Annotated in this window: 29 protein-coding genes; 13 read left to right on the top strand and 16 right to left on the bottom strand. The window is 60.5% G+C overall.

Annotated features, from left to right (window positions below; all coding sequences use genetic code 11):
• Window positions 1–3: 3 nt before the first annotated feature.
• The 3 genes from modB to AACY31_RS06260 form a co-directional block, all read right to left on the bottom strand.
• Complete coding sequence (gene modB / locus AACY31_RS06250; protein ID WP_339478659.1) at window positions 4–684, bottom strand: molybdate ABC transporter permease subunit; 681 nt, start codon at window positions 682–684, stop codon at window positions 4–6.
• Entirely contained in the window at window positions 685–1437 is a 753-nt protein-coding gene (gene modA, locus AACY31_RS06255) for a molybdate ABC transporter substrate-binding protein (RefSeq protein WP_339478660.1), read from the bottom strand. It lies immediately after the preceding gene.
• 206 nt (window positions 1438–1643) lie between these two features.
• Complete coding sequence (locus tag AACY31_RS06260; protein WP_339504136.1) at window positions 1644–2714, bottom strand: NAD(P)H-dependent flavin oxidoreductase; 1071 nt, start codon at window positions 2712–2714, stop codon at window positions 1644–1646.
• 149 nt (window positions 2715–2863) lie between these two features.
• Here AACY31_RS06260 and AACY31_RS06265 point away from each other — a divergent pair, with 149 nt between their 5' ends.
• Window positions 2864–3352 (top strand): GyrI-like domain-containing protein, encoded by a 489-nt coding sequence (locus AACY31_RS06265; RefSeq protein ID WP_339478663.1) that lies wholly within the window; start codon window positions 2864–2866, stop codon window positions 3350–3352.
• Here AACY31_RS06265 and ada read toward each other — a convergent pair.
• The 5 genes from ada to AACY31_RS06290 all read right to left on the bottom strand — a co-directional run bounded on the left by ada (window position 3316) and on the right by AACY31_RS06290 (window position 6686).
• Complete coding sequence (ada, locus tag AACY31_RS06270; RefSeq protein ID WP_339478665.1) at window positions 3316–4389, bottom strand: bifunctional DNA-binding transcriptional regulator/O6-methylguanine-DNA methyltransferase Ada; 1074 nt, start codon at window positions 4387–4389, stop codon at window positions 3316–3318. The genes AACY31_RS06265 and ada overlap by 37 nt on opposite strands.
• Window positions 4390–4524: 135 nt before the next feature.
• Window positions 4525–5205: a DNA oxidative demethylase AlkB gene (gene alkB, locus AACY31_RS06275; RefSeq protein WP_339478666.1), complete on the bottom strand. Its 681-nt coding sequence runs from the start codon at window positions 5203–5205 to the stop codon at window positions 4525–4527.
• The gene (locus tag AACY31_RS06280) at window positions 5192–5911 is read right to left on the bottom strand and encodes a 2OG-Fe(II) oxygenase (protein WP_445261524.1); all 720 of its coding nucleotides are present in this window, start codon (window positions 5909–5911) and stop codon (window positions 5192–5194) included. Before AACY31_RS06280 ends, alkB begins: the two co-directional genes overlap by 14 nt.
• Window positions 5912–6182: 271 nt before the next feature.
• Window positions 6183–6353, bottom strand: a complete 171-nt coding sequence (locus tag AACY31_RS06285; protein ID WP_339504138.1) for a hypothetical protein — start codon at window positions 6351–6353, stop codon at window positions 6183–6185.
• A gap of 30 nt (window positions 6354–6383) precedes the next feature.
• Window positions 6384–6686 carry a DUF1883 domain-containing protein gene (locus AACY31_RS06290; RefSeq protein WP_003182962.1) on the bottom strand — a complete coding sequence of 101 codons (303 nt, stop codon included), beginning with the start codon at window positions 6684–6686 and terminating at the stop codon, window positions 6384–6386.
• A gap of 203 nt (window positions 6687–6889) precedes the next feature.
• On the opposite strand from AACY31_RS06290, the gene AACY31_RS06295 reads away from it, so the two are divergent.
• On the top strand, window positions 6890–7240 hold the full coding sequence (locus tag AACY31_RS06295; protein WP_339478671.1) for a hypothetical protein: 351 nt from the start codon (window positions 6890–6892) through the stop codon (window positions 7238–7240).
• 109 nt (window positions 7241–7349) lie between these two features.
• Window positions 7350–7580, top strand: a complete 231-nt coding sequence (locus AACY31_RS06300; RefSeq protein WP_339478672.1) for a hypothetical protein — start codon at window positions 7350–7352, stop codon at window positions 7578–7580.
• Here the strand turns inward: AACY31_RS06300 and AACY31_RS06305 are convergent, their stop codons facing one another.
• Both AACY31_RS06305 and AACY31_RS06310 read right to left on the bottom strand, forming a co-directional pair.
• Window positions 7581–7862 (bottom strand): hypothetical protein, encoded by a 282-nt coding sequence (locus tag AACY31_RS06305; protein ID WP_339478674.1) that lies wholly within the window; start codon window positions 7860–7862, stop codon window positions 7581–7583.
• A gap of 126 nt (window positions 7863–7988) precedes the next feature.
• Window positions 7989–8204 (bottom strand): hypothetical protein, encoded by a 216-nt coding sequence (locus tag AACY31_RS06310; protein WP_018605984.1) that lies wholly within the window; start codon window positions 8202–8204, stop codon window positions 7989–7991.
• Window positions 8205–8438: 234 nt separating this feature from the next.
• On the opposite strand from AACY31_RS06310, the gene galU reads away from it, so the two are divergent.
• From galU to ahpF, 4 genes are all read left to right on the top strand, one after another.
• Window positions 8439–9278 (top strand): UTP--glucose-1-phosphate uridylyltransferase GalU, encoded by an 840-nt coding sequence (galU, locus tag AACY31_RS06315; RefSeq protein ID WP_003182953.1) that lies wholly within the window; start codon window positions 8439–8441, stop codon window positions 9276–9278.
• Between the two features lie 237 nt (window positions 9279–9515).
• Window positions 9516–10871 carry a glutathione-disulfide reductase gene (gene gorA / locus AACY31_RS06320; protein WP_339504140.1) on the top strand — a complete coding sequence of 452 codons (1356 nt, stop codon included), beginning with the start codon at window positions 9516–9518 and terminating at the stop codon, window positions 10869–10871.
• 250 nt (window positions 10872–11121) lie between these two features.
• Window positions 11122–11685 (top strand): alkyl hydroperoxide reductase subunit C, encoded by a 564-nt coding sequence (gene ahpC, locus AACY31_RS06325; protein ID WP_339478679.1) that lies wholly within the window; start codon window positions 11122–11124, stop codon window positions 11683–11685.
• A gap of 124 nt (window positions 11686–11809) precedes the next feature.
• Window positions 11810–13372: an alkyl hydroperoxide reductase subunit F gene (ahpF, locus tag AACY31_RS06330; RefSeq protein ID WP_339478681.1), complete on the top strand. Its 1563-nt coding sequence runs from the start codon at window positions 11810–11812 to the stop codon at window positions 13370–13372.
• 246 nt (window positions 13373–13618) lie between these two features.
• On the opposite strand, the gene gloA is transcribed toward ahpF, so the two are convergent.
• Window positions 13619–14140: a lactoylglutathione lyase gene (gene gloA / locus AACY31_RS06335; RefSeq protein WP_339492368.1), complete on the bottom strand. Its 522-nt coding sequence runs from the start codon at window positions 14138–14140 to the stop codon at window positions 13619–13621.
• 194 nt (window positions 14141–14334) lie between these two features.
• Between gloA and AACY31_RS06340 the strand changes: the two genes are divergently transcribed.
• The gene (locus tag AACY31_RS06340; RefSeq protein WP_339504177.1) at window positions 14335–14862 is read left to right on the top strand and encodes a DUF4946 domain-containing protein; all 528 of its coding nucleotides are present in this window, start codon (window positions 14335–14337) and stop codon (window positions 14860–14862) included.
• A 95-nt stretch (window positions 14863–14957) separates the two neighbouring features.
• On the opposite strand, the gene AACY31_RS06345 is transcribed toward AACY31_RS06340, so the two are convergent.
• From AACY31_RS06345 to AACY31_RS06355, 3 genes are all read right to left on the bottom strand, one after another.
• Window positions 14958–15323 (bottom strand): histone-like nucleoid-structuring protein, MvaT/MvaU family, encoded by a 366-nt coding sequence (locus AACY31_RS06345; protein WP_339478683.1) that lies wholly within the window; start codon window positions 15321–15323, stop codon window positions 14958–14960.
• Between the two features lie 221 nt (window positions 15324–15544).
• Entirely contained in the window at window positions 15545–17080 is a 1536-nt protein-coding gene (locus AACY31_RS06350) for an EAL domain-containing protein (protein WP_339504142.1), read from the bottom strand.
• 214 nt (window positions 17081–17294) lie between these two features.
• The gene (locus AACY31_RS06355) at window positions 17295–18158 is read right to left on the bottom strand and encodes a LysR family transcriptional regulator (protein WP_339478685.1); all 864 of its coding nucleotides are present in this window, start codon (window positions 18156–18158) and stop codon (window positions 17295–17297) included.
• 201 nt (window positions 18159–18359) lie between these two features.
• Between AACY31_RS06355 and AACY31_RS06360 the strand changes: the two genes are divergently transcribed.
• Together AACY31_RS06360 and hppD are read left to right on the top strand one after the other, a co-directional pair.
• The gene (locus tag AACY31_RS06360; RefSeq protein WP_339478686.1) at window positions 18360–19304 is read left to right on the top strand and encodes a DMT family transporter; all 945 of its coding nucleotides are present in this window, start codon (window positions 18360–18362) and stop codon (window positions 19302–19304) included.
• 251 nt (window positions 19305–19555) lie between these two features.
• Window positions 19556–20632 carry a 4-hydroxyphenylpyruvate dioxygenase gene (gene hppD, locus AACY31_RS06365; RefSeq protein WP_339504145.1) on the top strand — a complete coding sequence of 359 codons (1077 nt, stop codon included), beginning with the start codon at window positions 19556–19558 and terminating at the stop codon, window positions 20630–20632.
• Between the two features lie 180 nt (window positions 20633–20812).
• On the opposite strand, the gene rarD is transcribed toward hppD, so the two are convergent.
• Together rarD and AACY31_RS06375 are read right to left on the bottom strand one after the other, a co-directional pair.
• Window positions 20813–21697: an EamA family transporter RarD gene (gene rarD / locus AACY31_RS06370; protein WP_339504147.1), complete on the bottom strand. Its 885-nt coding sequence runs from the start codon at window positions 21695–21697 to the stop codon at window positions 20813–20815.
• Window positions 21698–21849: 152 nt separating this feature from the next.
• Window positions 21850–22872, bottom strand: coding sequence for an aldo/keto reductase (locus AACY31_RS06375; protein ID WP_339478694.1), 1023 nt, complete (start codon window positions 22870–22872; stop codon window positions 21850–21852).
• Window positions 22873–23065: 193 nt separating this feature from the next.
• Here AACY31_RS06375 and AACY31_RS06380 point away from each other — a divergent pair, with 193 nt between their 5' ends.
• The 3 genes from AACY31_RS06380 to AACY31_RS06390 all read left to right on the top strand — a co-directional run bounded on the left by AACY31_RS06380 (window position 23066) and on the right by AACY31_RS06390 (window position 26192).
• Window positions 23066–24202 (top strand): glycerate kinase, encoded by a 1137-nt coding sequence (locus AACY31_RS06380; RefSeq protein ID WP_339504149.1) that lies wholly within the window; start codon window positions 23066–23068, stop codon window positions 24200–24202.
• A gap of 145 nt (window positions 24203–24347) precedes the next feature.
• The gene (locus AACY31_RS06385) at window positions 24348–25529 is read left to right on the top strand and encodes a pyridoxal phosphate-dependent aminotransferase (protein WP_339504151.1); all 1182 of its coding nucleotides are present in this window, start codon (window positions 24348–24350) and stop codon (window positions 25527–25529) included.
• Between the two features lie 279 nt (window positions 25530–25808).
• On the top strand, window positions 25809–26192 hold the full coding sequence (locus AACY31_RS06390) for a hypothetical protein (RefSeq protein WP_339504153.1): 384 nt from the start codon (window positions 25809–25811) through the stop codon (window positions 26190–26192).
• Window positions 26193–26301: the final 109 nt, after the last annotated feature.

Here is a 26301-nt window from a genome sequence, read left to right on the forward strand (position 1 = left end):
CAATCAGCTCCAACCGGCACGGGTTTGGCGGCTGGAGTACAGCGCCAGCAGCACCAGGAATGAAAACACCAGCATCGCCGCCGCCAGCCAGTGGGCCTGGGCGTATTCCAGGGCTTCGACGTGGTCGTAGATCTGCACCGACACCACCCGGGTTTTCTCCGCAATGTTGCCGCCGATCATCAGCACCACACCGAACTCGCCGACGGTGTGGGCAAAACCGAGAATCGCCGCGGTGATGAAACCGGGGCGAGCCAGGGGCAGGATGACGCTGAAAAACGTATCCCAGGGCCCGGCCCGCAGGGTGGCGGCGACTTCCAGGGGACGATTGCCGATGGCGGCAAAGGCGTTCTGCAACGGCTGCACCACAAACGGCATGGAATAGATCACCGAGCCGATCACCAGCCCGGTAAAGCTGAAGGTGAGGGTGCCCAACCCGAGGGTTTGGGTGAGCTGGCCGATCCAGCCGTTCGGTCCCAATGCCAGCAACAGGTAAAAGCCGATCACCGTGGGCGGCAGCACCAACGGCAACGCCACCACCGCACCCACCGGCCCGCGCAGCCAGGAGCGGGTGCGCGATAGCCACAACGCGATGGGCGTGCCGATGAGCAGCAGGATCACTGTGGTCAATGACGCCAGTTTCAGGGTCAGCCAGATGGCGGCATAGTCGGCGCTGGTCAGTGGCATTTAGCGTTGGTAACCGTAGGTTTGAATGATGGCGGCGGCTTTCGGGCCCTTGAGGTAATCCACCAGGGCCACGGCAGCGGGGTTGTCCCGGCCCTTGTTGAGGATCACCGCGTCCTGTTTGATCGGGTCGTGCAGTTCGGCCGGTACGATCCACGCCGAGCCGCCCGTCACTTTGCCGTCCTTGTACACCTGGGACAAGGCGACGAAACCAAGTTCGGCGTTACCGGTGGAGACGAATTGATAGGCCTGGGTGATGTTCTGGCCTTCGACGAGCTTGCTTTTCACCCGTGCGGTCAAGCCGAGCTTGTCCAATACCTGGGTTGCGGCCAGGCCGTAGGGCGCGGCTTTCGGGTTGGCGATGGACAGGTGCTGGAAGTCGTTGTGCTTGAGGACCTGCCCTGTGCTGTCGACATAACCGTCCTTGGCCGACCACAGCGCCAGGGTGCCGACCGCGTAGGTGAAGCGCGAGCCCTTGACGGTGTCGCCTTCGCTTTCGAGTTTGGCCGGGGTGGTGTCGTCGGCGGCGAGGAAGACTTCGAATGGCGCGCCGTTCTTGATCTGGGCGTAAAACTGCCCGGTGGCGCCGTAAGCCGCCACGAGCTTGTGCCCGGTGTCTTTTTCGAAGTCGGCGGCGATGGCCTGGATCGGCGCGGTGAAATTGGAAGCGACCGCCACCTGTACCTCAGCGGCCTGGACAGCGCCAACGGTAAAGAGCGTGGTCAGCAACAACGGTGCGAAGCGGGTGAGGGGCATGGATGAGGCTCCGTAGGGTCTGGTTCGCTATATACCGGAATATATAGCGAATGGCCGACAAACGGAACGCGGCATTTTGCCTGGGGAGTGAGGGTGCAAGGGCTGGCGCCATCGCGAGCAAGCCCCACATGGGACCTGAGGTGGCAGCAGGGCTCATGTACACCACAGAACCCTGTGGGAGCGAGCCTGCTCGCGATGGCGTTCGATCAGACATCTGCCCTGTGGAGTCGGGCCAATGCCTCTTCGGCCAGCCACTGCGTCAGCTCGGCTGTCGACAGCTCGCGGCCCAGGGGGAAGGCCTGGCCGGCCCAGAGGTTGCTGAAGTCTGCTTCGCCTTTGGCGCGCAACGGCATCAATGCGCCACCCGCCAAGGGAAAAGCCGGGGCCAGTGGGTTCATTGGGCCCACTTCGCGCATCACCCGGTTGACGATGCCCCGGGCCGGACGACCGGTGAACAGGTTGGTGACGGCGGTCTGACTTTCCTTGGCCGTGCGTAAGGCGCGGTGATGGGAGGCGCTGATCTTCGCCTCGGGCGTGAACAGGTAGGCGCTGCCCAGTTGCACCGCCGAGGCCCCCAGGGCGAACGCCGCGACGATCCCCCGCCCATCGCCAATGCCGCCGGCAGCGATCACCGGCACCTTCACCGCATCCACCACCTGCGGCAGCAAGGCAAACAGCCCGACTTGGGTGTCGAGGTCGTCGCTGAGGAACATCCCGCGATGACCACCGGCTTCATAGCCCATGGCAATGATCGCGTCGCAACCATGCTGTTCCAGCCAGATGGCCTCCTCGACGGTGGTGGCCGAGCAGAGGATTTTCGCGCCAGTGGCCTTCACCCGGTCCAGCAAGGTTTTTTCCGGCAGGCCGAAATGGAAACTGACCACTTTGGGACGCATCTCTTCCAGTACCCGGCAGGCGGCATCGTCGAACGGCGTGCGGTTGGACACCGGGGTCGGCGCGTCGAAGTCGACGCCCAGTTCCTGGTAGTACGGCTTGAGCCGTTGCTTCCAGGCCGCGACCCGTTGTTCGTCGAAGGCCGGCGGCTGGTGACAGAAAAAATTCACATTGAATGGCTTGTCGGTCTGTTCGCCGATGGTCGTCAGCGCCTGGCGCAGTTGCTCGACATCGAGCATCGCCGCCGGCATCGAACCCAGCCCGCCGGCATTGCACGTCGCGATCACCATGGCTGGCCCGGTCACCCCGGCCATCGGCCCCTGGAGGATGGGCAGCTCGATACCGAGCAGGTCAAGAATGCGAGTGTCTGGCCACTGGCTCATGTGCGGGGTCTCCGACGGCAGAAGGAAACAGCGTTTTTAGCAGGTGTGGGGAGGCGTGGGCCAGTCGAGTTTTTCAATCGAGCGCTGCAACTTGATCCCGACGACGGGAGGGGTACCATGCGGGCTTCATACATCAAGGAACCCGCCCCATGGACGTGAAACTCAAGACCGTCGAACCCTTCACCGTGGCCGGTTTGCAGGTACGCACCCGCAACGCCGACGAGCAGCAGCCCGACACCGCCCGGATCGGCCCGATGTGGCAGCGGTTCTTCACCGAAGGGCTGTTCGATACGATTGCGGCCCGGCAGTCGGAGTCGTTCGTCTATGGGGTGTATTCCAATTATGAGTCTGACGCCACCGGCCACTTCGATGTGACGGCCGGGGTGCAGGTGGATGCGACCAGCGCAGGCTACCCTGCCGTGGCCATCGAGGGCGGGGATTACCTGATGTTTGCGGCCAAGGGGCCGATGCCCGACTGCGTGATCCAGGCCTGGGGCCTGATCTGGGCGTATTTCGCCGACAACCCGCAAACCGTGCGTCGCTTCACCACCGATTTCGAGCTCTACAGCAGCCCCGATTCGGTGGCGGTCTACATTGGCATTCAATCCCCGGATGAGCGCTCCAGCGCCAGCAACTGACGCTTGCGCTCCACGCCCCAGCGATAGCCCGACAGGTTGCCGTCGCTGCGTACCACCCGGTGGCAAGGGATCGCCACCGCCAGGCTGTTGGCGCCGCAGGCCTGGGCCACGGCCCGCACGGCCTTGGGCATGCCGATGCGCTGGGCGATCTCGGCGTAGCTGGCGGTGCTGCCTGCGGGAATGTCCCGCAAGGCTTGCCAGACCCGCTCCTGGAAGGCGGTGCCGCGCAGGTCCAAGGGCAGGTCCAGGCCCAGGGCCGGCGCTTCGATGAAGCCAACCACCTGGGCGATCAATTGCTCGAACTCGCGGTCGGCACCGATCAGGTTGGCCCGGCGGAACTTGTCTTGCAGGTCCCGCACCAGCGCGTCCGGGTCGTCCCCCAGCAGGATCGCGCACACGCCACGCTCGCTTTGCGCCACCAGAATCGCACCGAGGGAGCATTGGCCGACGGCGAAACGGATGTCAGTGTTCTGCCCGGCGGCGCGATAGTCGGCGGGTTTCATGCCCAACACCTTGTCGGCAGCCTCATAAAAGCGGCTGTTGGAGTTGAAACCGGCATCGTACAGCGCCTCGGTGATCGTGCCGCCATCGGCCAGACGTTCGCGCACCTTGCGTGAGCGGTGGGCGGCGGCATAACCCTTGGGGGTCAGGCCGGTGACTGCCTTGAAGATCCGATGAAAATGGAAGGGGCTCAACCCTGCGCTTTCTGCCAGCTCATTCAGGCCCGGCAGTGCCTCGGCTGCCTCGATCTGCCGGCAGGCAGCCGCGACCCGTGCCGCTTGTTGGGCGGCGATCTGGGTCTGGTCCCGGGCCACGCGCTTGCTGGGTCGGTAACCGGCGGCTTGGGCCTGCTCCGGCGTGTCGAAGAACTCGACGTTGCGCGGGTTGGGCAGGCGCGACAGGCTGCTGGGGTGGCAGTAGATGCCGGTGGTTTTCACGCCATAGACGAAGGTACCGTCGGCGCGTGGATCCCGGGCGAGCACGGCAGCCCAGCGAGGATCCAGTTCAGGGGCGAGGTTGTTCGAAGTGCTGTTCATGGTCGTGATGTCCATTGGCCCGTTTTGTCTAGTGCCCTGTTTCGCAAAAACGAACAGTATTTGTGTTACAGGACACTAGAGTAGCGAGCCATCCAAGTGACGACACTCCGGGTCTTGCGGTTGAATTCTGCACCTTCACCCAGCCGTGCGAAACGTCAGGTTGATCCGCTGGGTCCCCAGGCGCGGGTGCTGGCCGTCCTTGAGCGGCAACACGCCGTGGTAACGCAACCGGTCCACGCCGCCCCAGACCACAATGTCGCCATGGAACAACGGGATGCGCAGGCTTTTGTCGCTGCGCTCAAAACCGCCGAACTGGAACACCGCCGGCAGGCCCAAGGACATCGAGACGATGGGAGCGGCGAAGGAGCGCTCGTTCTTGTCCTGGTGCAGCGACATCCGCGCGCCGGGCACGTAGCGGTTGATCAGGCAGGCGTCGGGTTCGAAATGCTCGAACCGCGCCTGCCGGGCGGCGGCCTGGGCCAGTTCGCGAAACACCGTCGGCATGTCGGGCCAGGGGTGGCCGGTCTGCGGGTCGTGGGCGGTGTAGCGATAGCCGCTGCGGTCGGTGGTCCAGCCCAGTGCACCGCAACTGCTCAAGGCCACCGACATGGTAAAGCCACCGGGCGTGACCATCTGCCGGAACGGCGCAGCCTGCAAGACGCCTTCCAACGCCGGCAGCAAGCGCTCGAGCCAGGGCAAGGCGAACCCGCGCAGCACGAATGCTTGCTGGCCGATCTGCTCGACCTGGCCAGGCGTGGTGGGCGCCTGGTCGGCGAACAGGTCCAAGGTGAGCGGTGTGTCATTACTGCGCATCATGAAAAATGATTCCCAAGGTGTGCCGCCTGCCGCTGTGCACGCAGCTGACGCCATGGCGCATGGTCACCCGATAATAACCGCGAACGCCTTTGACGGGCCGCTGGTGCACGGCAAACACCACGGCATCGCCCAGTTTCAGATCGATGACCTGGGGCCGCGATTGCATGCGCGGGCGCTGTTCGGTGAGGACAAACTCGCCGCCGGTAAAGTCCCGGCCCGGTTCCGACAGCAGGATTGCCACCTGCAGTGGGAACACCTGCTCGCCGTACAGATCCTGATGCAGACAGTTGTAGTCCTGCGGACCGTATTGCAGCAACAACGGCGTAGGCCGCGATTGCCCGGCGGCGTGACAGCGATGGATGAAATCGGCGTGTGCGTGGGGGTAGCGTACCTCCAGGCCCATGCATTCATTCCAGCGGTTCGCCAGCGGCACCAGCATTGGGTACAACGACTGACGCAGCTGTTGGATGAGGTCCGGTAATGGATAGCGAAAATACTGATACTCGCCGCGCCCGAATCCATGGCGGGCCATGATCACCCGCGAACGAAAAAGACTGGGGTTGGCGTACAAACCACTCAGTAGCCGGCATTGTGTTGTTGACAGCAGGTTGCGAATGACTGCACAGCCGTGCTGATCGAGGCTGTGTTCCAGGGCGGGCCAGTCCAGGTTGGCGAGGTGTGGGAGCAGGGAAGGCGTAGGGGGCACGATGGCAATCCTTGTTGGAAGGACTGTTCAGTCTGCGCAGTGCTGCGTTGCAGGGCACCCCGATTCTTGCGGTGCGGCATTCTGTGGCGAGGGGGCAAGCTCGCGCTGGGCTCTGTAGGAGCTGGCGAAGCCTGCGATCCTTTGATCTTGATCTTGATCTTGATCTTGATCTTTCGCTCTTGACTCAATTGTCTGGGGAGAGATCGCAGCCTCGTTGCACTCGACAGCTCCTACACAGCTGCTACACCGTTCCTACAGAATCGAGCGGGAGCTACAGCGCCTTGCTGACCTGGAGGTCGCTGATCACATCGTTGGTTTCGCCATGCAGCTTTTGCAGGGCTGCCCTGACTTCTTTCTCGGAACCGGTTTGCAGTTGCGCGAATTCGAAGCGGCGTTCGCCGTTGAGTTTGTACTTGATGACGTATTTGGTCGTCTGGGCCACGGTTTTGCCTGTCTTGAAAGTGGGCGAGGCTCAGCTCAGTTTCGAGCTGGAACGCCGGATGATTTTGATCTTGTGGGTCAGGGTCGGCTTGCGCGTGACGCTGATTGCACGGCGGTTGACGGTGTCGATGGTGATGTTCCAGAAACCGGTGCTAGGGGCAGTGATCCGGGCCGGGAAAGTGTCGAACGCGCCGCCGTGATACGTGTGCCGACCGCCGTTCTTGAAGCTACGGAAGTTGGCGTCGTTCATCAAACGGATATTGCACATTTGGGAGCATTCGATGACGACGATGTCGTCTTCGTTCAGGTGCTCGCGCTGATGGATGAATTTCATGGGCGCCTCCAGAAGGGCTTTTTCTACAAAATCAAAACGATAGCAAGGGGCAATGATGCGCAGTTTATCAGCCCCGAGTGTTAATATCCGGCCCGCGCTCCAGGCTTTGTTCATTTATTGCGGGTTGCGGAAAAAATAAAGCGGTGCAGCACCGGAAAAAAACGGCGTCTGCACTGTCGGACGGTCTTTATTGGAGGAATCATATGAAGCGCAGCGTGTGGGTGTTGGCATTGGTCATGAGTGGATGTGCATCGGTATCGGACATCAACCAGACGCCGCCCACCATGAGCGTCATCTCCGGAAAGAAGCCTCAAGAATACGCCAAGTGCGTTGCCGACAAGCTGGCCAGCAGCCGTGGCTCGCTGCAAATGGAGCCGCACAAGAACGGCGTGCGGCTGATCGTCCCGGGCAAACTGTCGACCCTGCCGGCGGCGGTGTTCGACATTGACGAGCGCTCCAGCGGCAGCAGCATCAAGCTGCACGAAAGCATGTCCAACGTGCCGGTGCGTCCGGGCGATGTGCAAGATGCGGCCAACGCCTGCATTTCCGGCTGATCACATTACGCGCCTGACGAGCGGACCGGGCATCGGATAAACTACTGCCCTCGACAAAAAATGCCGCCACGATCGACGTTGGCGGCATTGTCATTTATGGAGTCAGTCGATGAAACGCGAGCAGGTGCGTGAGCGCCATGCAGAAGGTCTTATCTGTGCCACCCATGTGATTCAGAACCCGGCGAGCCCGGGCGAATGGATCGTGTTCTTCAAGAAAAGCGCCGGGCGCAGTTTTTTCCTGGTGGATGAGCAGGACGAAGTCGAGTCCTTCAGCCGTCTCGATGAACTGATCGAAACCTTGCGCGGGCTGGGCATCAAGTTTGCCGAGATCCACATTTGATTACTTGCAGACCACCACGACGCTGCGGCTGGTGAAGTTACCGACGTCGACGCCCAGGGTCTTCTCGCTTTCCTTGACCTGGGGTGTGCCGTCGGTACCGACGATGCGGTAGCCGGTGCCGGCACAGGACGCGTCAGCCTTTTCGTAGCATGTCGCCCAGGCGTTGGCCTCGCCCGAGCAGTCAATGGTCAGGCCTTGTTCACCGTTGTTCAGGTAGGTTTTTTCGGCCGAGGCACAGCCCGCCAAGGCCAGGACTGTAAACAGTGCCAGAAGTGTCTTCATGGGATCGTCATCGAGAAGGGAAGGGCAACGGCGAGGTTATAGCGAATGGCCATTGCGGTACAGCTAAAGTACAGCTAAACAAGCCTCGTTCAATGCTCGTGTGGCATTTACTAGAGGCTCGCCTGGTTATTTCTTGCGGCGTGGGCTGCGTGCGGGGGCGGTGTCGCGTTCTTTCGCCGCCGGGGCAGCGCGCTCATCCTGGAATACTGCGGCCACTTCCACCGCCATGGCCTTGCTGGGCAAAGGACCGGCGACCTGCTCGCCGTGGTAGTTGATAATCCACCACTGGCCGTCCTTGCCCTGGCTGACCGAATAACCGTTTGCGTTTCTTGTTGCCGACATCTAGCTGCCTCAATTGGCGGGATCAAGGGCGCCATGATACGTCAAATGCTCGCAAACAGCGCCCACTGGCGTACAGTGGGCCGCTGCTGCCATCGAAACGAAAGGCGATTGAACTATCCGCCGTTTTTTATTTCTCTATGATGGCACCGGTTGGCCAGTGCGGGCATTGTAAGGTGCCTGTCGCCTGATTAGACTGCGCCGAAACTCGTACACACCGCCTTTTCAAGGACTTATATGATCAAGAAATGCTTGTTCCCAGCAGCCGGTTACGGTACTCGCTTCCTGCCAGCGACTAAAGCCATGCCCAAGGAAATGCTGCCGGTGGTGAACAAGCCACTGATCCAGTACGGCGTTGAAGAGGCCCTTGATGCAGGCCTGACTGAAATCTCCATCGTGACGGGCCGTGGCAAGCGTGCGTTGGAAGACCATTTCGACATCAGCTACGAGCTGGAAAACCAGATCAAGGGCACTGACAAGGAAAAATACCTGGTCGGCATCCGCAAGCTGCTGGATGAGTGCTCGTTCTCCTACACCCGCCAGACCGAAATGAAAGGCCTGGGCCATGCGATCCTCACCGGTCGCCCACTGATCGGTGACGAACCCTTCGCCGTGGTCCTGGCGGACGACCTGTGCGTCAACCTCGAAGGCGACGGCGTACTGACCCAGATGGTCAAGCTGTACAAGCAGTTCCGCTGCTCCATCGTGGCGATCCAGGAAGTCGATCCGCAGGAAACCAACAAGTACGGCGTGATTGCCGGCGAAATGATCCGCGACGACATCTACCGCGTTCACAGCATGGTTGAAAAGCCAAAACCTGAAGACGCACCGTCGAACCTGGCGATCATCGGTCGCTACATCCTGACCCCGGACATCTTCGACCTGATCGAACAGACCGAGCCAGGCAAGGGCGGCGAAATCCAGATCACCGACGCCCTGATGAAACAGGCCCAGAACGGCTGCGTCATGGCCTACAAGTTCAAAGGCAAGCGTTTCGACTGCGGTGGCGCCGAAGGCTACATCGACGCGACCAACTTCTGCTTCGAGAACTTCTACAAGACGGGCAAGGCTTACTGATAGCCTGCGCCATGCCTTGAAAAAAACGCCCCGACTGGTTCGGGGCGTTTTTTTTGGCGTGGGGAAAAATGGCTCGCAACGCCTCAATCACACATGCAAAACCCTGTGGGAGCGGGCTTGAACGCTCGACATGATCCAGCCCGGCTGGCTTTTGCGTTTTCCACCCCCATAACCATCACAACGCTGCCTCAGGTGAAAACAGCAGGTATGCTGATGACCTGCCGAAGGAGATAGAAAATGGCCTACGATTTTGACTTGTATGTGGTTGGCGCCGGTTCCGGTGGTGTGCGGGCTGCGCGGTTTGCCGCCGGTTTCGGGGCCAAGGTGGCCGTGGCGGAAAGCCGTTACCTGGGCGGTACCTGCGTGAACGTGGGTTGCGTGCCGAAAAAGCTGCTGGTCTATGGCGCGCATTACGCCGAGGACCTCGAGCAGGCGTCGGCCTATGGCTGGACGGCGGGCGAGGCGAGTTTCGACTGGGCCACGTTGATCGCCAACAAGGACCGGGAGATCAATCGCCTCAACGGCATCTACCGCAACCTGCTGGTCAACAGCGGTGTCGTGCTGCACGAAGGTCATGCCAGGCTGACCGGGCCCAACGAGGTTGAGATCAATGGCCAGCGCTACACCGCCAGGCACATCCTGATCGCCACGGGCGGTTGGCCGGTGATCCCGGACATTCCGGGGCGCGAGCACGCCATCAGCTCCAACGAGGCGTTCTTTCTCAAAGACCTGCCCAAGCGCGTCATTGTGGTGGGCGGTGGCTACATTGCGGTGGAGTTCGCCGGAATCTTTCACGGCATGGGCGCGCAGACGTCTTTGCTCTATCGCGGTGAACTGTTCCTGCGTGGCTTTGACGGTGCGGTACGCAAGCACCTGGCAGAAGAACTGACCCGCCGTGGCCTGGACCTGCAATTTAACGCTGACATCAAGTCAATCGAAAAACTGGACGATGGCAGCCTCAGGGTCGAGCTCAAGGATGGCAAAACGTTGCTCACCGATTGCGTGTTCTACGCCACCGGTCGGCGGCCGATGCTCGACAACCTGGGCCTGGAAACCACCGGTGTCACGCTGGATGAGAAGGGCTTTGTCCAGGTCAACGAAAAATACGAGACCACCGAACCGTCAATCCTGGCCATTGGCGACGTGATCGGTCGCGTCCAGCTCACCCCCGTTGCCCTGGCCGAAGGCATGGCGGTGGCGCGACGTCTGTTCAAGCCCGAGCAGTATCGATTGGTGGATTACCGGATGATTCCCACCGCCGTGTTCAGCTTGCCGAACATCGGCACGGTGGGCCTGACCGAAGAGCAGGCCAGGGAGGAGGGGCATGCGGTGGAGATTTTCGAAAGTCGCTTCCGGCCGATGAAGCTGAGCTTGACCGAGTGCCAGGAACGCACCCTGATGAAACTGGTGGTGGATGCCAAGACCGACAAGGTGTTGGGGTGCCACATGGTCGGGCCGGATGCCGGTGAAATCGTCCAAGGGCTGGCCATCGCCCTCAAGGCCGGCGCCACCAAGCGCGACTTCGACGAAACCATCGGCGTGCACCCGACGGCCGCCGAAGAATTCGTGACGATGCGTACCCCCGTAGCCTGACGCTACCCGCAAAAGCTGTCCGTAGGAGCTGTCGAGTGCAACGAGGCTGCGATCTTTCCCAAGACACTTGGGTCTCAAACGAAAGATCAAAAAATCGCAGGCTTCACCAGCTCCTACAGATTTTCTCTATCCATATAGATTCCTGATAGCCAAAACCAATCATTCACATCAGGTTTGCCAATGAGCCAGCCCGGGAATGAGTGGATAAGATTCCCTCCATCAACTTTCCAACCCTGATGGAGAAACATCGATGCCTATCATCAACAGCCAAGTTAAACCGTTCAACGCTACCGCCTTCAAAAACGGCGAATTCGTCGAAGTATCGGACGCCAACCTGAAAGGCAAGTGGTCTGTCGTGTTCTTCTACCCGGCTGACTTCACCTTCGTTTGCCCAACCGAGCTGGAAGACCTGGCCGACAACTACGCCGAGTTCCAGAAACTGGGCGTCGAGATCTACAGCGTCTCCACCGACACTCACTTCGCCCACGCTGCCTGGCACAACACTTCGCCAGCCATCGGCAAAATCCAGTACACCATGATCGGCGACCCGACCCACGTCATCTCGCGCAACTTCGACGTGCTGATCGAAGAGGTCGGCCTGGCCGACCGCGGTACTTTTGTGATCAACCCAGAAGGCCAGATCAAGATCGTTGAAGTCAACGATGGAGGCGTTGGCCGTGACGCTTCCGAGCTGCTGCGCAAAATCAAGGCTGCTCAATACGTTGCCGCTCACCCGGGCGAAGTTTGCCCAGCCAAGTGGAAAGAAGGCGAGGCCACCCTGGCTCCGTCCCTGGACCTGGTCGGCAAAATCTAAGTCTGTGAGTCATTCGAGGGCGATTCGCTCTTAATCAAGTAAGCCGCTTCGCCCCAAAAAACGCCCGGGCGAGATTCGCTCGGGCGTTGTTTTTTCTGAAATTTAAAAAATGGAAATCGCCCGTATGTTGGACGCCAATCTTAAAGCTCAGTTGAAGTCATACCTGGAACGGGTCACCCAGCCGATCGAGATCGTTGCCTCCCTCGACGACGGTGCGAAATCCCAGGAAATGCTTGCGTTACTCCAAGACGTTGCCAGTCTTTCCCACCAGATTACCTTGCTCGACAACGGCAGCGATGCGCGCAAGCCGTCGTTTTCGTTGAATCGCCCGGGAGCCGATATCAGTCTGCGTTTTGCCGGCATTCCCATGGGCCACGAATTCACTTCGCTGGTGTTGGCCTTGCTGCAAGTTGGCGGTCACCCTTCGAAGGCCAGTGTCGAGGTCATTGAACAGGTCCGCTCCCTCAAGGGCGAGTTCAACTTCGAGACCTATTTCTCGCTGTCGTGCCAGAACTGCCCGGACGTGGTCCAGGCGCTGAACCTGATGGCAGTGCTGAACCCTAACATCCGCCATGTCGCCATCGACGGCGCGTTGTTCCAGGCCGAAGTCGATGAACGCCAGATCATGGCCGTGCCAAGTGTGTACCTCAACGGTGTGAACTTCGGCCAGGGCCGCATGGGCCTGGAAGAGATTCTCGCCAAGATCGACACCGGCGGTATCGAACGCCAGGCCGAGAAAATCAGCGCCAAGGATGCTTTTGATGTGCTGGTGGTCGGCGGTGGCCCGGCCGGCGCTTCGGCGGCGATCTACGCAGCTCGTAAAGGCATTCGCACCGGTGTAGCGGCTGAACGTTTCGGCGGCCAGGTGCTCGACACCATGGCCATCGAGAACTTCATCTCGGTCCAGGAAACTGAAGGGCCGAAACTGGCCGTTGCCCTGGAGGAGCACGTCAAGCAGTACGACGTGGACATCATGAACCTGCAACGTGCCGACGCTTTGGTGCCAGGCAAGGACGGCGAGCTGCATGAAATCAAGTTCGCCAGCGGTGCGCGCCTCAAGGCCAAGACCGTGATCCTGGCGACCGGTGCCCGCTGGCGTGAAATGAACGTGCCGGGCGAGCAGCAGTATCGCAACAAGGGCGTGGCGTACTGCCCGCACTGCGACGGTCCGCTGTTCAAAGGCAAGCGCGTGGCGGTGATTGGCGGTGGTAACTCCGGCGTCGAGGCGGCCATCGACCTGGCCGGTATCGTCGCCCACGTCACGTTGCTGGAGTTCGATGTGCAATTGCGTGCCGATGCGGTATTGCAGCGCAAACTGCACAGCCTGCCGAACGTGACGGTGGTGACCAACGCACAGACCACCGAAGTGACCGGAGACGGCCAGAAGGTCAACGGCTTGCGCTACAAGGACCGTCCGAGCGGTGAAGTACGGGATGTGGCGTTGGAGGGGATCTTCGTGCAAATCGGCCTGCTGCCCAACACCGATTGGCTCAAAGGCACTGTCGAGCTGTCGCCGCGGGGTGAAATTATCGTCGACGCCCGGGGTGAAACCTCGATCCCTGGCGTGTTCGCCGCCGGTGACGTGACCACCGTGCCGTACAAGCAGATCGTGATTGCGGTAGGCGAGGGTGCCAAGGCTTCGCTGAGCGCCTTCGACCACCTGATCCGCACCTCTGCGCCGGCCTGAATAGCCGATAGCAGAAAAAACAAAACCCCATGGGCCTGGCTCATGGGGTTTTTTGTGGCTATTTCACGCACTCACCACTCACCACTCACCAATGTGGGAGCGAGCCTGCTCGCGATCGCGGTGGATCAGCCTGCATCAATGCTGAATGTGTCGCCGTCATCGCGAGCAGGCTCGCTCCCACAGGGGATTTGTGCGGGGCGAAAAATCCACATCACTGACAATCAAATGTGGGAGCGGTGGTGAGGTTTACAGCGGCGCAGGCTGGATGATTTCAACCCAGTAGCCATCCGGGTCCTTGATGAAGGCCAGGCTCTTCATGCGACCGTCGCTCAGGCGTTTCTGGAAATCACAGCCCAGTGCTTCGAAGCGCTCGCAGGCTGCGACGACGTCCGGTACCGAGATGCAGATGTGGCCGAAGCCGCGTGGGTCGGTGTTGCCGTTATGGTAGGCGAAGGCCGGGTCGCTTTCGGTGCCGTGGTTGTGGGTCAACTCCAGGATGCCGGGGATCGACTTCATCCATTCGGTACGCGCCGCCGCGTCCGCCGGGATCTGGTTCTTGTCCACCAGGGCGAGGAAATACAGGCTGAATTCGGCTTCCGGGAAGTCGCGTTTCTCCACCAGCGAGAAACCCAGCACGCGGGTGTAGAAATCCAGGGACTGGGTGATGTCCTTGACCCGCAGCATGGTGTGGTTGAAGACGAACTTGGCCGTGGCGGCGTCGGGTTGGGCGGTGATGCCTGGGAAAGTATTGAGTTCGTGCAGGCTCATGGGCCCTCCGGAAATAAGTGGGGCAAACGGCGTCGCAAGCTTGATTGCGGCGGTTCCTGGGCTTGCGTCAGACGGCGTCCTTGCAGGTGCGCCCATGATACGCAAGGGGCGCGGTGTCGCCAAACCGCGTGTGGCTATTGCCTGGTTCTGCCCCGGGCTTCAGACTTTACGATTCGCCCTTGAGTGCCAACGCAATGATTCGACCGTTCCTTTCGCTGTTTGTCCTGCTGGTTGCCTGCATTGCGAGTGTCGGCGGCGTCCAGGCGGACGAACCGCAGATCGCCTGGCCCCAAGGCTGGGTTGTCGAGCCGCTGCCCGCCGACGCCGCGGCGCCGGGTCCCTTGCGACAACGTGCAACCAAGAGCGATTCGGCAGGCAATGCCGTGATGGTCATGGAATTGACCACGACTACCGTCGAACCCGATCACCAGGTCAACTTGCAAGGCGTGTTGCTGGAAATGCGCAAATCGATCCAGAAGGATTTCTTCCAGGGCGGTTACCAAAGTGTGTGCAATAAGATCCATGCTTCCATGTTGGGCGGCGTAACTGCATTGGAAACCACTTGCACGATCACGCAAAACGGACGACATGTATTGTCTCAGGCGCTCGTCGCGGCACTAAACGAGGGCAAGGCTTATGTGCTGTCCTATGCAGGGCAGGCGCGGGTGTTTGTTGAAAGCCAGGATGAAATACAGTCGCTGCGAAACAGTTTGAAACTATAACGCCGTCAGCGTAATACGTTCGTGATTTAATCCAAAAGTTTAGCCCATAAAAAAGCCCTGAGTGTATTCAGGGCTTTTTTGCATCATGGGGGCTGTCAACCACGCAACCAGGAATTAACGGTGGCTGCACCGTACTGTTCTTTCCAGGCTTTCAGGCCGCGGTGATTGCCGCCCTTGGTCTCGATCAACTCGCCCGTGTGCGGGTTTTGGTAAACCTTTACCACTCGCGCACGGCGGGTCTTGACGGGTTTGGTCGATTGCAGGCTCGCCTTGGACGAGTTCGGGTCGAGGATCGCGACGATGTCGCGCAGGCTCTTGCCGTAGGTTTTCATCAGTCCCTGGAGCTTTTCCTCAAATTCGATTTCCTTCTTGAGCCCGGCATCGTTCTTCAGCGACTCCAACTGCTTGAGCTGTTCTTGAAGGGCCTTTTCGGCTGCACGAAATTCAGCGAGTCTGGACAAAATCGTTACTCCAATCAAAATATTTGGCTGATACCAACCGCAAACAAAGCTATAAGCCAAGCGCCTTGGTGTTAATGATTCTCCTGCTATCTGACACAGGTAGAAAAATTGTAGTAGTTAATCCGGAAGGTGTAAATCGTAACTTTTTCGTTATGTAACAACAGCAAGCGTTTTAATCAGTTGGGCATCGTCGTCAATAGAACGGCGGCGGTTAACTGCCATTAATGCCGGGCCAGCGTCTCAATGAACGCCTGCCCGCTAAGCGGTCGACCAAATAGATAGCCCTGCAGAAAGTTCACCCCATGGGCGCTCAGGTAGTCGCTTTGCTCGACGGTTTCGACGCCCTCGGCCACCATGTCCAGGCCCAGCTTGCCCGACAGTTCGATGATGCTGTCGAGCAGGTGCCGTGACAGGGTATCGGCACCGATCATTGCGACAAAACTCTGGTCGATCTTCAGGAAGTCCACGTTGAACTGGCGCAAGTACGCCAGGCTGGAATGACCCGTGCCGAAATCGTCGAGGGCGATCTTGACGCCCAGTTCCCGCAGTTGGTCGAACAGTTGTCGGGTAACGGGCGTAGGTTCGATCAGCTCGCGCTCGGTCAACTCCAGCACCAGGGCAATCGTACCCGGCGCGAAGGCGCTGAGAAACTCGCGACAATCGTCCACCAGCGCCAGGTCCTGGCAGTGGCGGGCGGTGATGTTGATGCCGACATGAAACGGCGCTTGGAGTTGAGGCGCAAGCGGTGCCAGCAGGTTCATGGTTTGCTGCATCAGCGCCCGGGTCATCGGTACGATCAGGCAGCTGTGTTCGGCGAATGGAATGAACAGGTCCGGGCGTACCAGGCCTTCCTTGGGGTGGTTCCAGCGCATCAGCACTTCGACGCCGGCCCAGCGTTTGCTGTCGCTGTGCACGACCGGTTGCAGGTAGGGCACGAACTCGCCGGCTTCCAGGGCCCGTTGCAGTTCACGACTGGGCGAGGAGGCGCGTTTTTGCAGCCAGTGCCCGAGGCTCCCAGCCACGACGCCGAAGAAAATCAGCAAGCTGAACAGCGGCGGATATTCCCTGGCCATGTAGCGCCAGGTTTCACCCTCATCGAAGCCGGCTTCTACATTGAAGGCGTAGCGTGATGATCCGAGCTCATGCTGGGCGACCGTCAGCCCGGGCAAGGGCGCTGACCGGACCTTGCCGTCCGCCGCCAGCCAGTTAGGCCCGACTTGCAGCCGTAGCGGGGTCTGGCGGCCGATCAAGCGCAAGACGTTCGTCAGGTGGTACCCGTCAAGCGTGGCCAAGGTGCCTTGACGGCCCTCGTTGAGCCGGTAAATCAGCAGCGCGGTGTCTGGCGTGACCGGGTTGCCGTTCATGAGCCACAACGTGCCTTGATAGTAGTCGCTGGGGTTGACGCGCTCCTCGAAGGCACCGAACAGCGAGCTGCAATACAAGTTGTTGTCCCAGATAAGGTTGGTCGAACGGACAAAGGGGCGGCGCGTCACTTGTTCGCGCAATGCCAGTTTCACCGCTTCGCAGGGTTGGCCGGCCAGGGGTAATAGTTCATGGGCCGCCAAGGCGGTGCTGTCGAGCATCAGCTCGATCTGCCTGACCAGTTCCTCGGCGGTCTGCCGAGTGTGTTGCGCCAGCGTCCGTTCGGCCTGCAGGTACAAAATGGCCAGCCCTGACAGCATCGGTACCAGGCCGCAAAGCAGGGTGACGAGATAGCGACGGGTCCGGGTGTGCGAGCGTGTGGCGGTTAAGGGCATCGGCACAACCTGAGAAGAAAAGGGATGAGGGGCAATCGTCGGATGCCGATCATGATAGATGGCTTGCCGCGTGCTTGCTGGCCGCGGTGTGACTGTGGGAGCGGGCTTGCTCGCGAAAGCGTCGTGTCTGTCACCGTTGATGTCGATTGATACACCGCTTTCGCGAGCAAGCCCACAGGTTCAATGCCATGCTCCCCCAGGTTTGATGCTGGGCTCATGACTGCCGGGCCAGCTCGATGAACGCCAGGGTGGCGGGCGAGGCCTGGCGGCGGTCCAGGACGGCCAGGCCAATCTGGCGCGGCACCGGCGGCGACAAGGGGCGCGCGACGAAGCCCGGGCTTTCACCGGCCGGCAACGAGCCTTCGGACACCACGCTCACCGCTTCGCCACGCCTGACGACATCCAGGGTGCTGAGCAGTTGCGAACAACGAAAACGCACGTTCGGTGTCAACCCCGCGGCATTGAACAAGCGCGAAACCAGCTCCGACGATCCGGCCTCGGTGTGCACGAAGGGGTCGTTGCACAGGTCCTTGAGGCTCAGGCTGGTCTGGGCGGCGAGGCGATGGTTAGTGGGCAGCAGGGCGACCATCTGATCTTCCATCAGCATGAACGTATCGAAACGCTCCTCGGGCAGCACCACGAAGCCGACGTCGATCCGCCGTTCGTCCAGCCATTGGATGACCTGCCTGTCGGGTCCTTCGTCGATGTGCACCTCGATCCCCGGGTGCAAGTCTCGATAGCGCCGCAGGAAACCGGGCAGCAGCTTGATCGATGACGTGGGACCGAACGAGCCGATGCGCAAGGTGCCTCGGTGCATGCCTCGGGCATCGGCGGCTTCCTGGCGCAAGGTGTTGGCCAGCCCGAGCATGGCCCGGGCCCGCTGCAGCAATTGCTGACCTATGTCACTGAGTTCTACCTGGGATTGATGACGCCTGAGCAGTTCAACGCCCAATTCCTGTTCCAGGGATTTGATGGCGTGAGATACCGCTGACTGGCCGATGCCCAATCGTGTGGCCGCTGCGGTGAAACCCCGCAACTCGGCGACCAGGGAAAAGATTTCGAGTTGGGTGAGGGTCATGAGGGATTGCTCATTTTACGATGATCGAACATGAACAAGATAATGAGGCATCTGACCTGAATCAGAAAGCAGCACAACCCCCTTTTAGCGAGGTCGCGCCCTGTGGGAGCAAAGCTTGCTGGCGATAAAGGCGACGCGATTCAGCAGGCAAACTGGGTCATCGTTCATCGCGAGCACGCTTTGCTCCCACAGGTTATAACCATGAAAATCCTCGAACAAACCTTCCCAACCCCGTCAGACCTGCCGGTCTACCTGAAGCTCGCCATGGTCACCATGATCTGGGGTGGAACCTTCGTGGCCGGTCGGATCCTTGCCGATGCCTTAGCGCCGATGTTTGCCGCCAGCTTGCGTTTCCTGTTGGCGAGTATCGCGCTGCTGTCGTTTCTCGCCCTGGCCGGGATCCCGCTGGCCAGGCCCAGTGTGAAGCAGGCGCTGCAATTGGCCGCGCTGGGGTTCTTCGGCATTTTTTTCTACAACCTGTGCTTCTTCTATGGCTTGCAGTACATCAATGCGTCGCGGGCCTCGCTGATCGTGGCCTTGAACCCGGCGGTGATCGGGCTGGCGTCCTGGTGGTTGTTCAAGGAGCGGCTGAGCCGCTTGAAAGTGGCCGGCATCGTGCTCTGCATCGGTGGGGCGGGGCTGGTGATCGTCAGTCGTGATCCGTCCTTGCTGCAAGGCGCAGCGCAAGGCTGGGTCGGTGACCTGCTGATTTTTGGCTGCGTGTTGGGCTGGGGCATCTATTCGTTGTTTTCCAGGAGCCTGAATGACAGCCTCGGCCCCTTGCAGACTGTGACCTGGTCGATTCTGTTGGGCACGCTGATGTTGTGGCTGGGCTGCGCGGCTGCCGGCCAGATTCGCTTCGAAACCCTGCGCGGCCTGGACGTGGAGCAATGGCTGAGCCTGTTGTACCTCGGCGTGTTGGGCTCGGCCCTGGCCTATATTGCCTGGTACGACGGCATTCGCCGGATCGGCGCGACCCGTTCCGGCGTGTTCATCGCGCTCAATCCGCTGACGGCGGTGCTGCTGGGAGCGTTGCTGTTGGACGAACGGCTCACGGCCTTGATGTGTGTCGGCGGGGGCGTGATCCTGGTGGGGATTTTCCTGTGCAACAAACCCCTTGCGCGGTCGAAGGAAAAGGCGATTTGATACAGAAGGCGGACAAATCAGGTTACGCTGTGTAGAATCGATTTACGCATATAAGAATAAACGTCTTCTGGCAGCAGAAGCCTCGCCCGCAAGAGCCTTGGGTCGACAATGAAGATACTTGGGTTTCAACTGATCTATGGCGATTTCCTCGCCCGCAGCGTTCGTGGCATTTCCTGCGCGCCGCCCCGCGTCCTTAGCATCGCCAGCAACTAACGTTTTTTGTTAATTGACCCGACTGATGAGGCGCCAACATGGCAGATCTATACGAAAACCCCATGGGCCTGATGGGCTTCGAGTTCATTGAATTCGCATCCCCGACCCCCAACACCCTGGAGCCGATCTTCGAGATCATGGGCTTCACCAAAGTGGCCAGCCACCGCTCCAAGAACGTGCACCTGTATCGCCAGGGCGCGATCAACCTGATCCTCAACAATGAACCCCACAGCGTGGCCTCGTACTTTGCCGCCGAGCACGGCCCGTCGGTGTGCGGCATGGCGTTCCGGGTCAAGGATTCGCAACTGGCCTACAAGCGCGCCCTGGAACTCGGCGCCCAGCCGATCCACATCGAGACGGGTCCGATGGAGCTGAACCTGCCGGCCATCAAGGGCATCGGCGGTGCGCCGCTGTACCTGATCGACCGTTTTGGCGAAGGCAGCTCGATCTATGACATCGACTTCGTGTTCATCGAGGGCGTTGACCGCAACCCGGTGGGCGCGGGCCTGAAAATCATCGACCACCTGACCCACAACGTGTATCGCGGGCGCATGGCCTACTGGGCCGGTTTCTACGAGAAACTGTTCAACTTCCGCGAGATCCGTTACTTCGACATCAAGGGCGAGTACACCGGCCTGACCTCCAAGGCCATGACTGCCCCGGATGGCATGATCCGCATCCCGTTGAACGAAGAGTCGTCCAAGGGCGCCGGGCAGATCGAAGAGTTCCTGATGCAGTTCAACGGCGAAGGCATCCAGCACGTGGCCTTCCTCACCGATGACCTGATCAAGACCTGGGACCACTTGAAAAGCATCGGCATGCGCTTCATGACCGCGCCGCCGGACACCTACTACGAAATGCTCGAAGGCCGCCTGCCGAACCACGGCGAACCGGTGGATGAACTGCAATCGCGGGGCATTCTGCTGGACGGTGCTTCCGAGCAGGGTGACAAGCGCCTGCTGTTGCAGATCTTCTCGGAAACCCTGATGGGGCCGGTGTTCTTCGAATTCATCCAGCGCAAGGGCGACGATGGTTTCGGCGAAGGCAACTTCAAGGCGCTGTTCGAATCCATCGAGCGCGACCAGGTGCGTCGTGGTGTGCTGGCGACCGAGTAAGGCCTGAACCATGAAAAAGCCCGCCCGGCAGTGATACCGGGCGGGCTTTTTATTGTGATCCGACACAGTCCAAAATGTGGTGCGGGCTTGCTCGCGATAGCGGTGGTTCCGCTTGCATCCATGTTGAATGTGCCGCCGTCACCGCGAGCAGGTTCGCTCCCACAGGGGCTGGCGGTGACCTTAAGTCGGGCGCCGCTGTCGCACCAAGTGCTTGAACCCTTCGAACACCAGCACCGCCACCGCCATCCAGATGGGGATGTAGGTTAGCCATTCTCCGGCCTTGATGCTTTCGCCCAACAGCAGCGCAACGCCCAGCAGCAACACTGGCTCGACATAACTCAACAACCCGAACAGGCTGAACGGCAGCAACCGACTGGCAACGATGTAGGACACCAGTGCACTGGCGCTGATGACCCCGAGCAACGGGATCAACAGCGACAGCCACGGGTATTGATCGAGAACGTCGAGGCCCTGTTCACCGCTTTGCACGAACCACAGCGCCACGGGCAGCATCAGGGTCATGTCTAGCCAGAGTCCTCCGAGGTTGTCGGTCTTGATGCGTTTGCGCAGGATGAAATAGATCGGGTAGCCGATCACCACCAGCAAGGTTGCCCAGGAAAAACCACCGACCTGATACAACTCGTTGAACACGCCAAGGGTGGCGAAGAACACGGCGACTTTCTGCAGGTAGGAAAGGCGTTCGCCATAGACGATGCGTCCGGTCAACACCATCGACAGCGGCAACAGGAAGTACCCCAGCGACACGTCCAGGCTGTAGCCATTGAGCGGTGCCCACATGAACAGCCACAGTTGCGCGCCCAACAGTGTCGATGAGGCTATTGCCGCGATCAACAGCCGTGGCGTGGCGATCAGGCGCTGGATCAGCGCCGTGACCAGTTTCCATTCCCGCGTCACCAGCAGGAATGCGGTCATGCAGGGCATTGTCAGCAGCATGCGCCAGCCGAAGATTTCCACGCCGGTCAGCGGTGAGAGCAACGAGGTGTAGTAGTACATGACGGCGAACAGCGCAGAGGCTGAAACCGATAAAACGATGCCTTTGGACACGGTGATTCTCTTGAGGGCGATCAATCAACACCCTACCTGTGGTGTGGGAGTTGACGGTGGGAGCAAAGTCTGTGGGAGCAAGGCTTGCTCGCGATCGCCTCGCCACAGTTTAACAGTGAACCGGGTTATCGTTCATCGCGGGCAAGCCTTGCTCACACAAGCCCGGTTCCCACAGGCACCCGTCCCGGCACGAAATGGCCCACATCATTGAACCCGGGCGTTGAAGCATGCCCCGGCGTCACCAGCGAATCGATGAACGCTTCATCTTCTGCGCTGATCTTCACCGACTGGGCCTTGGTGTACGAATCCCACTGCTCCTCGGTGCGCGGCCCGACGATGGCCGAGGTCACGGCGCTGTTGTTCAGCACCCAGGCGATGGCGAACTCGACGATACCTACGCCGCGGCCTTGGGTGTATTGCAGGATCTGCTGGGCAATGCGCAGGGACTCGATCCGCCATTCGGTTTCCAGGATGCGTTTGTCCTGGCGTCCGGCACGGCTGTTGGCATCCGGGGCCACGTCTGGTGCGTACTTGCCGCTGAGTACCCCGCGGGCCAGGGGGCTGAACGGCACCACGCCGAGGCCGTAGTTCTGTGCGGCAGTGATCTGTTCGGTTTCCGCCTGGCGATTGACGATGTTGTACAGCGGTTGGCTGATCACCGGTCGGTCGATGCCCAGGCTGTCGGCGATCCGGATCACCTCGGCGATACGCCAGCCACGGTAGTTCGACAGGCCCCAGTAGCGGATCTTGCCCTGGCGAATCAAATCGCCGATGGCCGACACAGTAACGTGCAGCGGGGTGTTGTGGTCTTCGCGGTGCAGGTAATAGATGTCCAGGTAATCGGTGCCCAGGCGTGTCAGGCTGGCCTCGATGCCATTGAATAAGTGCTTGCGGCTCAGGCCGCTGCGATTGGGTACGCCGTCCGCTGGACCGAAGCCGACCTTGGTGGCCAACACCCATTCCTGGCGGCGACTGGCGATCGCCTCGCCGACGATCTCTTCGGAACGGCCGTTGGTGTAGACGTCTGCGGTGTCGATGAAGTTGATGCCCTGGTCCCAGGCCTTGTCAATGATCCGCAGTGAATCCTCGGTGCTGGTCTGCTCACCGAACATCATGGTGCCCAGGGTCAACGTCGAGACTTGCAACCCGGAGTGGCCTAGCGTGCGGTAGCTCATGACAAGATCCTTTTATCCATGGGGAAAGGCTCAATCAAACCCCAGAACCACCGCACGGATCAAACAGAATTCTCAAACACCCCTAAATCAACTGTGAATTTGAACAATAATGCCCGGTGCTTTTTGGGCCGCGGACCGGCGTCACGGCGGGGGTCAACGGGCAGCATACTGTGCATCGGAACCGGAGAATCACATGAAAATAGTCATCGCCCCAGACTCGTTCAAGGACAGCCTCAGTGCCCAGGGCGTCGCCGATGCCATCGTCCAGGGGCTGGCCGAGGTCTGGCCGGATGCGCAGTTGATCAAATGCCCGATGGCGGACGGCGGGGAGGGGACGGTGGAGTCGGTGTTGGCGGCCTGTCACGGTGAGTGGCGTTGCACCCGGGTTCGTGGTCCGTTGGGGGTCGCTGTCGAGGCGCGCTGGGGCTGGTTGGCCGAGAGCCGCACCGCGATCATCGAAATGGCCGAGGCCAGTGGCTTGCAACGGGTGCCGCCGGAGCAACGCGACGCCTGTTCCAGCAGCACCTACGGCACTGGCGAGCTGATTCGCGCTGCCCTCGATGAGGGCGCCGGTCGGGTGATCCTGGCGATCGGCGGCAGCGCCACCAACGACGCCGGTGCCGGTGCGATGCAGGCTCTGGGCGTGGTGTTGCTGGATGACCAGGGCCAACCCCTTCCTCCCGGCGGCCTGGCCTTGGCGAACCTGGCGCACATCGACCTGAGCGACCTCGACCCACGCCTGGGGCGGATCAGCTTCGAGATCGCCGCCGATGTCGACAACCCATTGTGCGGACCCCACGGCGCTTCCGTGATCTTCGGTCCGCAGAAGGGCGCCACGGCCCAGCAAGTGCGGGCACTCGACCGGGCCTTGGGGCATTTCGCCGAACAGTGCGCCCTGGCCTTGAATAAAGATGTGCGCGACGAGCCGGGCAGCGGCGCGGCCGGTGGCCTGGGGTTCGCGGCCAAGGCGTTTCTGGGGGCGCAGTTCCGTACCGGCGTGGACGTCGTCGCCCAGTTGACCGGGCTGGCCGAGGCGGTCAAGGGCGCCGACCTGGTGATTACCGGCGAAGGCCGTTTCGACGCCCAGACCCTGCGCGGCAAAACCCCCTTCGGCGTGGCCCGCATCGCCCGCCAGCATGGCGTACCGGTGGTGGTCATTGCCGGCACGCTGGGGGAGGGCTACCAGGCGCTGTATGAACACGGCATCGACGCCGCCTTCGCCCTGGCCAGCGGGCCGATGACCCTGCAAGAAGCCTGCACCGATGCCCCGCGGCTGTTGAGCGAGCGTGCCGGGGACATTGCACGGCTTTGGCGGGTGGCCGCCCGATAGACCCTGTGGGAGCAAGGCTTGCCCGCGATACAAGCGCTGCGGTCCCCCAGGAATCGAGTCGCCAATATCGCGAGCAAGCTTTGCTCCCACACGGTTGAATTTGAGATAGGGTTGAGGCTGGATATCGCGCTATCAGGAGAGATACATGCGCTTCTCTGCTTTAACCCAACGCATCACCGGCGACGGCGCCGCCGCCTGGCAGATTCACGACCGGGCGCTGGCCATGCGCGAACAGGGCATGGATGTGTTGTTGCTGTCGGTGGGCGACCCGGATTTCGACACGCCGCCCGCCATCGTCGAGGCCGCCGTCGCCAGTCTGCGCGCCGGTGATACTCACTATTCGGATACTCGTGGCCTGCATGCCCTGCGGGCCAGCATTGCTCGCCGTCACCAAGAGCGTTGCGGCCAACCGGTAGGCGCCGGGCACGTCACGGTGCTCCCCGGTGCACAATGCGCGGTCTACGCGGTGGCGCAATGCCTGCTCAACCCCGGCGACGAAGTCATCGTCGCCGAACCGATGTACGTCTCCTACGAAGCGGTGTTTGGCGCCTGTGGCGCAAAAGTGGTGCCGGTGCCAGTGAGCCCGGAAAACGCTTTCCGGGTCCAGCCGGCCGACGTCGCCCGGCTGATCACCCCGCGCACCCGCGCCATGCTGATCAACAGCCCCAACAATCCCTCCGGCGCCAGCCTGCCGCTGTCGACCTGGCAAGCGCTGGCACACCTGTGCATCGACCATGACCTGTGGCTGATCAACGACGAGGTCTACAGCGACCTGCTCTACGAAGGCGAACACATCAGCCCGGCCGGGCTGCCGGGCATGGCCGAACGCACCGTGACCATCAACAGCCTGTCCAAATCCCATGCCATGACCGGTTGGCGTATCGGCTGGGTCATCGGCCCCGAACCGCTCGCCGAACACCTCTCCAATCTGTCGCTGTGCATGCTGTTTGGTTTGCCGGACTTCGTGCAGCGCGCCGCTCAGGTTGCGCTGGAGCGGGATTTGCCTGAGGTGGCGCGGATGCGTGAGGAATACCGCCAGCGTCGAGACCTGGTCTGCACCATGCTCGATGACTGCCCGGGCCTCAAGCCGGTGCGGCCCGATGGCGGCATGTTTGTAATGGTTGACGTGCGCAAGACGGGGCTGGGAGCGCAGGCGTTTGCCGAGCGGCTGTTGGACGGGTATGGCGTATCGGTGCTGGCCGGCGAGGCGTTCGGGCCGAGTGCTGCGGGGCATATTCGGATTGGGTTGGTGGTCGATCAGGTGAAACTGGCGGAGGCGTGCCGGAGAATCGCGTTGTTTGCGGTTCAGTTGTTACCCATGTACTGATGCAGGACAACGGTCAGGAAACACGTCGTAGCGCGTAGCCAAGTAGAGCAATTCCAGATCCAGATGAATCCGCTGCATGGAGTTCCATTCCAGGACTAGGTGTGGCCGCTCGGTGGTTCGTTAGTACGACGAACGGTATCGACACCTGTCAAGTCTGACAGTAGCCAGCCGGGGGGATAAAGAGTGGAATGGACTCGACATTGATTCTGCTGGTGTGAAATCGACAGGAACTAAATGTCATGACGATAGGGCAGTTGATTCTGATGATTGGAGTCGGAAGTGAGCGAATCGGAAGAAGGTGACGGCACAAGTGAAAGGTCAGGAGTTCCTCGGAAAAGAAGCCCAATATTGATTGACTTAAAGAAACTGTCAATTCCATCGGTCATTGATAAAAATGACAAGGTCGAATTTCGTCTTCCGCTACATCTTTATACCGGTGCGAAGGAGCGTGATGTACTGATTGGTTCTGGTCGTCAACAAACCCACCTACGGAAACATCTGTCACAACGAAACCGATTAGTGAAGCAGAAATTATGCCGCGTATCTTGGGGCGTGATTGACACGGAATCTAACAACGCTAGATTGGGGCCCTTCTTCGGCACCGGAAAACTTGAAAATTGTAGAAATCGTTTCGGAGGAGCAGTGTACGATCTCACGAAATGAGGGTTGAAGGTCTACGGGCTGTTCAGCGTCGGGTTCGTTGGAAAGAAAGTAGGTGGTAAGTATTTAGCTGTTCATGGATATATCTAACTGATATCTACCGGAGTTGGAA

Source organism: Pseudomonas sp. RL_105y_Pfl2_101 (assembly GCF_963970585.1).
GTDB lineage: Bacteria > Pseudomonadota > Gammaproteobacteria > Pseudomonadales > Pseudomonadaceae > Aquipseudomonas.

Coding starts and splice junctions, on each gene's coding strand:
- AACY31_RS06385 (WP_339504151.1), top strand. CDS start 24,348: ATGCGCTTCTCTGCTTTAACCCAACGCATCACCGGCGACGGCGCCGCC.
- AACY31_RS06310 (WP_018605984.1), bottom strand. CDS start 8,204: ATGTCGGCAACAAGAAACGCAAACGGTTATTCGGTCAGCCAGGGCAAG.
- AACY31_RS06300 (WP_339478672.1), top strand. CDS start 7,350: ATGAAACGCGAGCAGGTGCGTGAGCGCCATGCAGAAGGTCTTATCTGT.
- hppD (WP_339504145.1), top strand. CDS start 19,556: ATGGCAGATCTATACGAAAACCCCATGGGCCTGATGGGCTTCGAGTTC.
- galU (WP_003182953.1), top strand. CDS start 8,439: ATGATCAAGAAATGCTTGTTCCCAGCAGCCGGTTACGGTACTCGCTTC.
- AACY31_RS06360 (WP_339478686.1), top strand. CDS start 18,360: ATGAAAATCCTCGAACAAACCTTCCCAACCCCGTCAGACCTGCCGGTC.
- AACY31_RS06340 (WP_339504177.1), top strand. CDS start 14,335: ATGATTCGACCGTTCCTTTCGCTGTTTGTCCTGCTGGTTGCCTGCATT.
- ahpF (WP_339478681.1), top strand. CDS start 11,810: ATGTTGGACGCCAATCTTAAAGCTCAGTTGAAGTCATACCTGGAACGG.
- AACY31_RS06375 (WP_339478694.1), bottom strand. CDS start 22,872: ATGAGCTACCGCACGCTAGGCCACTCCGGGTTGCAAGTCTCGACGTTG.
- AACY31_RS06290 (WP_003182962.1), bottom strand. CDS start 6,686: ATGAAATTCATCCATCAGCGCGAGCACCTGAACGAAGACGACATCGTC.
- AACY31_RS06350 (WP_339504142.1), bottom strand. CDS start 17,080: ATGCCCTTAACCGCCACACGCTCGCACACCCGGACCCGTCGCTATCTC.
- AACY31_RS06260 (WP_339504136.1), bottom strand. CDS start 2,714: ATGAGCCAGTGGCCAGACACTCGCATTCTTGACCTGCTCGGTATCGAG.
- ahpC (WP_339478679.1), top strand. CDS start 11,122: ATGCCTATCATCAACAGCCAAGTTAAACCGTTCAACGCTACCGCCTTC.
- modA (WP_339478660.1), bottom strand. CDS start 1,437: ATGCCCCTCACCCGCTTCGCACCGTTGTTGCTGACCACGCTCTTTACC.
- AACY31_RS06295 (WP_339478671.1), top strand. CDS start 6,890: ATGAAGCGCAGCGTGTGGGTGTTGGCATTGGTCATGAGTGGATGTGCA.
- gorA (WP_339504140.1), top strand. CDS start 9,516: ATGGCCTACGATTTTGACTTGTATGTGGTTGGCGCCGGTTCCGGTGGT.
- AACY31_RS06355 (WP_339478685.1), bottom strand. CDS start 18,158: ATGACCCTCACCCAACTCGAAATCTTTTCCCTGGTCGCCGAGTTGCGG.
- ada (WP_339478665.1), bottom strand. CDS start 4,389: ATGAACAGCACTTCGAACAACCTCGCCCCTGAACTGGATCCTCGCTGG.
- alkB (WP_339478666.1), bottom strand. CDS start 5,205: ATGATGCGCAGTAATGACACACCGCTCACCTTGGACCTGTTCGCCGAC.
- AACY31_RS06265 (WP_339478663.1), top strand. CDS start 2,864: ATGGACGTGAAACTCAAGACCGTCGAACCCTTCACCGTGGCCGGTTTG.
- AACY31_RS06380 (WP_339504149.1), top strand. CDS start 23,066: ATGAAAATAGTCATCGCCCCAGACTCGTTCAAGGACAGCCTCAGTGCC.
- gloA (WP_339492368.1), bottom strand. CDS start 14,140: ATGAGCCTGCACGAACTCAATACTTTCCCAGGCATCACCGCCCAACCC.
- AACY31_RS06305 (WP_339478674.1), bottom strand. CDS start 7,862: ATGAAGACACTTCTGGCACTGTTTACAGTCCTGGCCTTGGCGGGCTGT.
- modB (WP_339478659.1), bottom strand. CDS start 684: ATGCCACTGACCAGCGCCGACTATGCCGCCATCTGGCTGACCCTGAAA.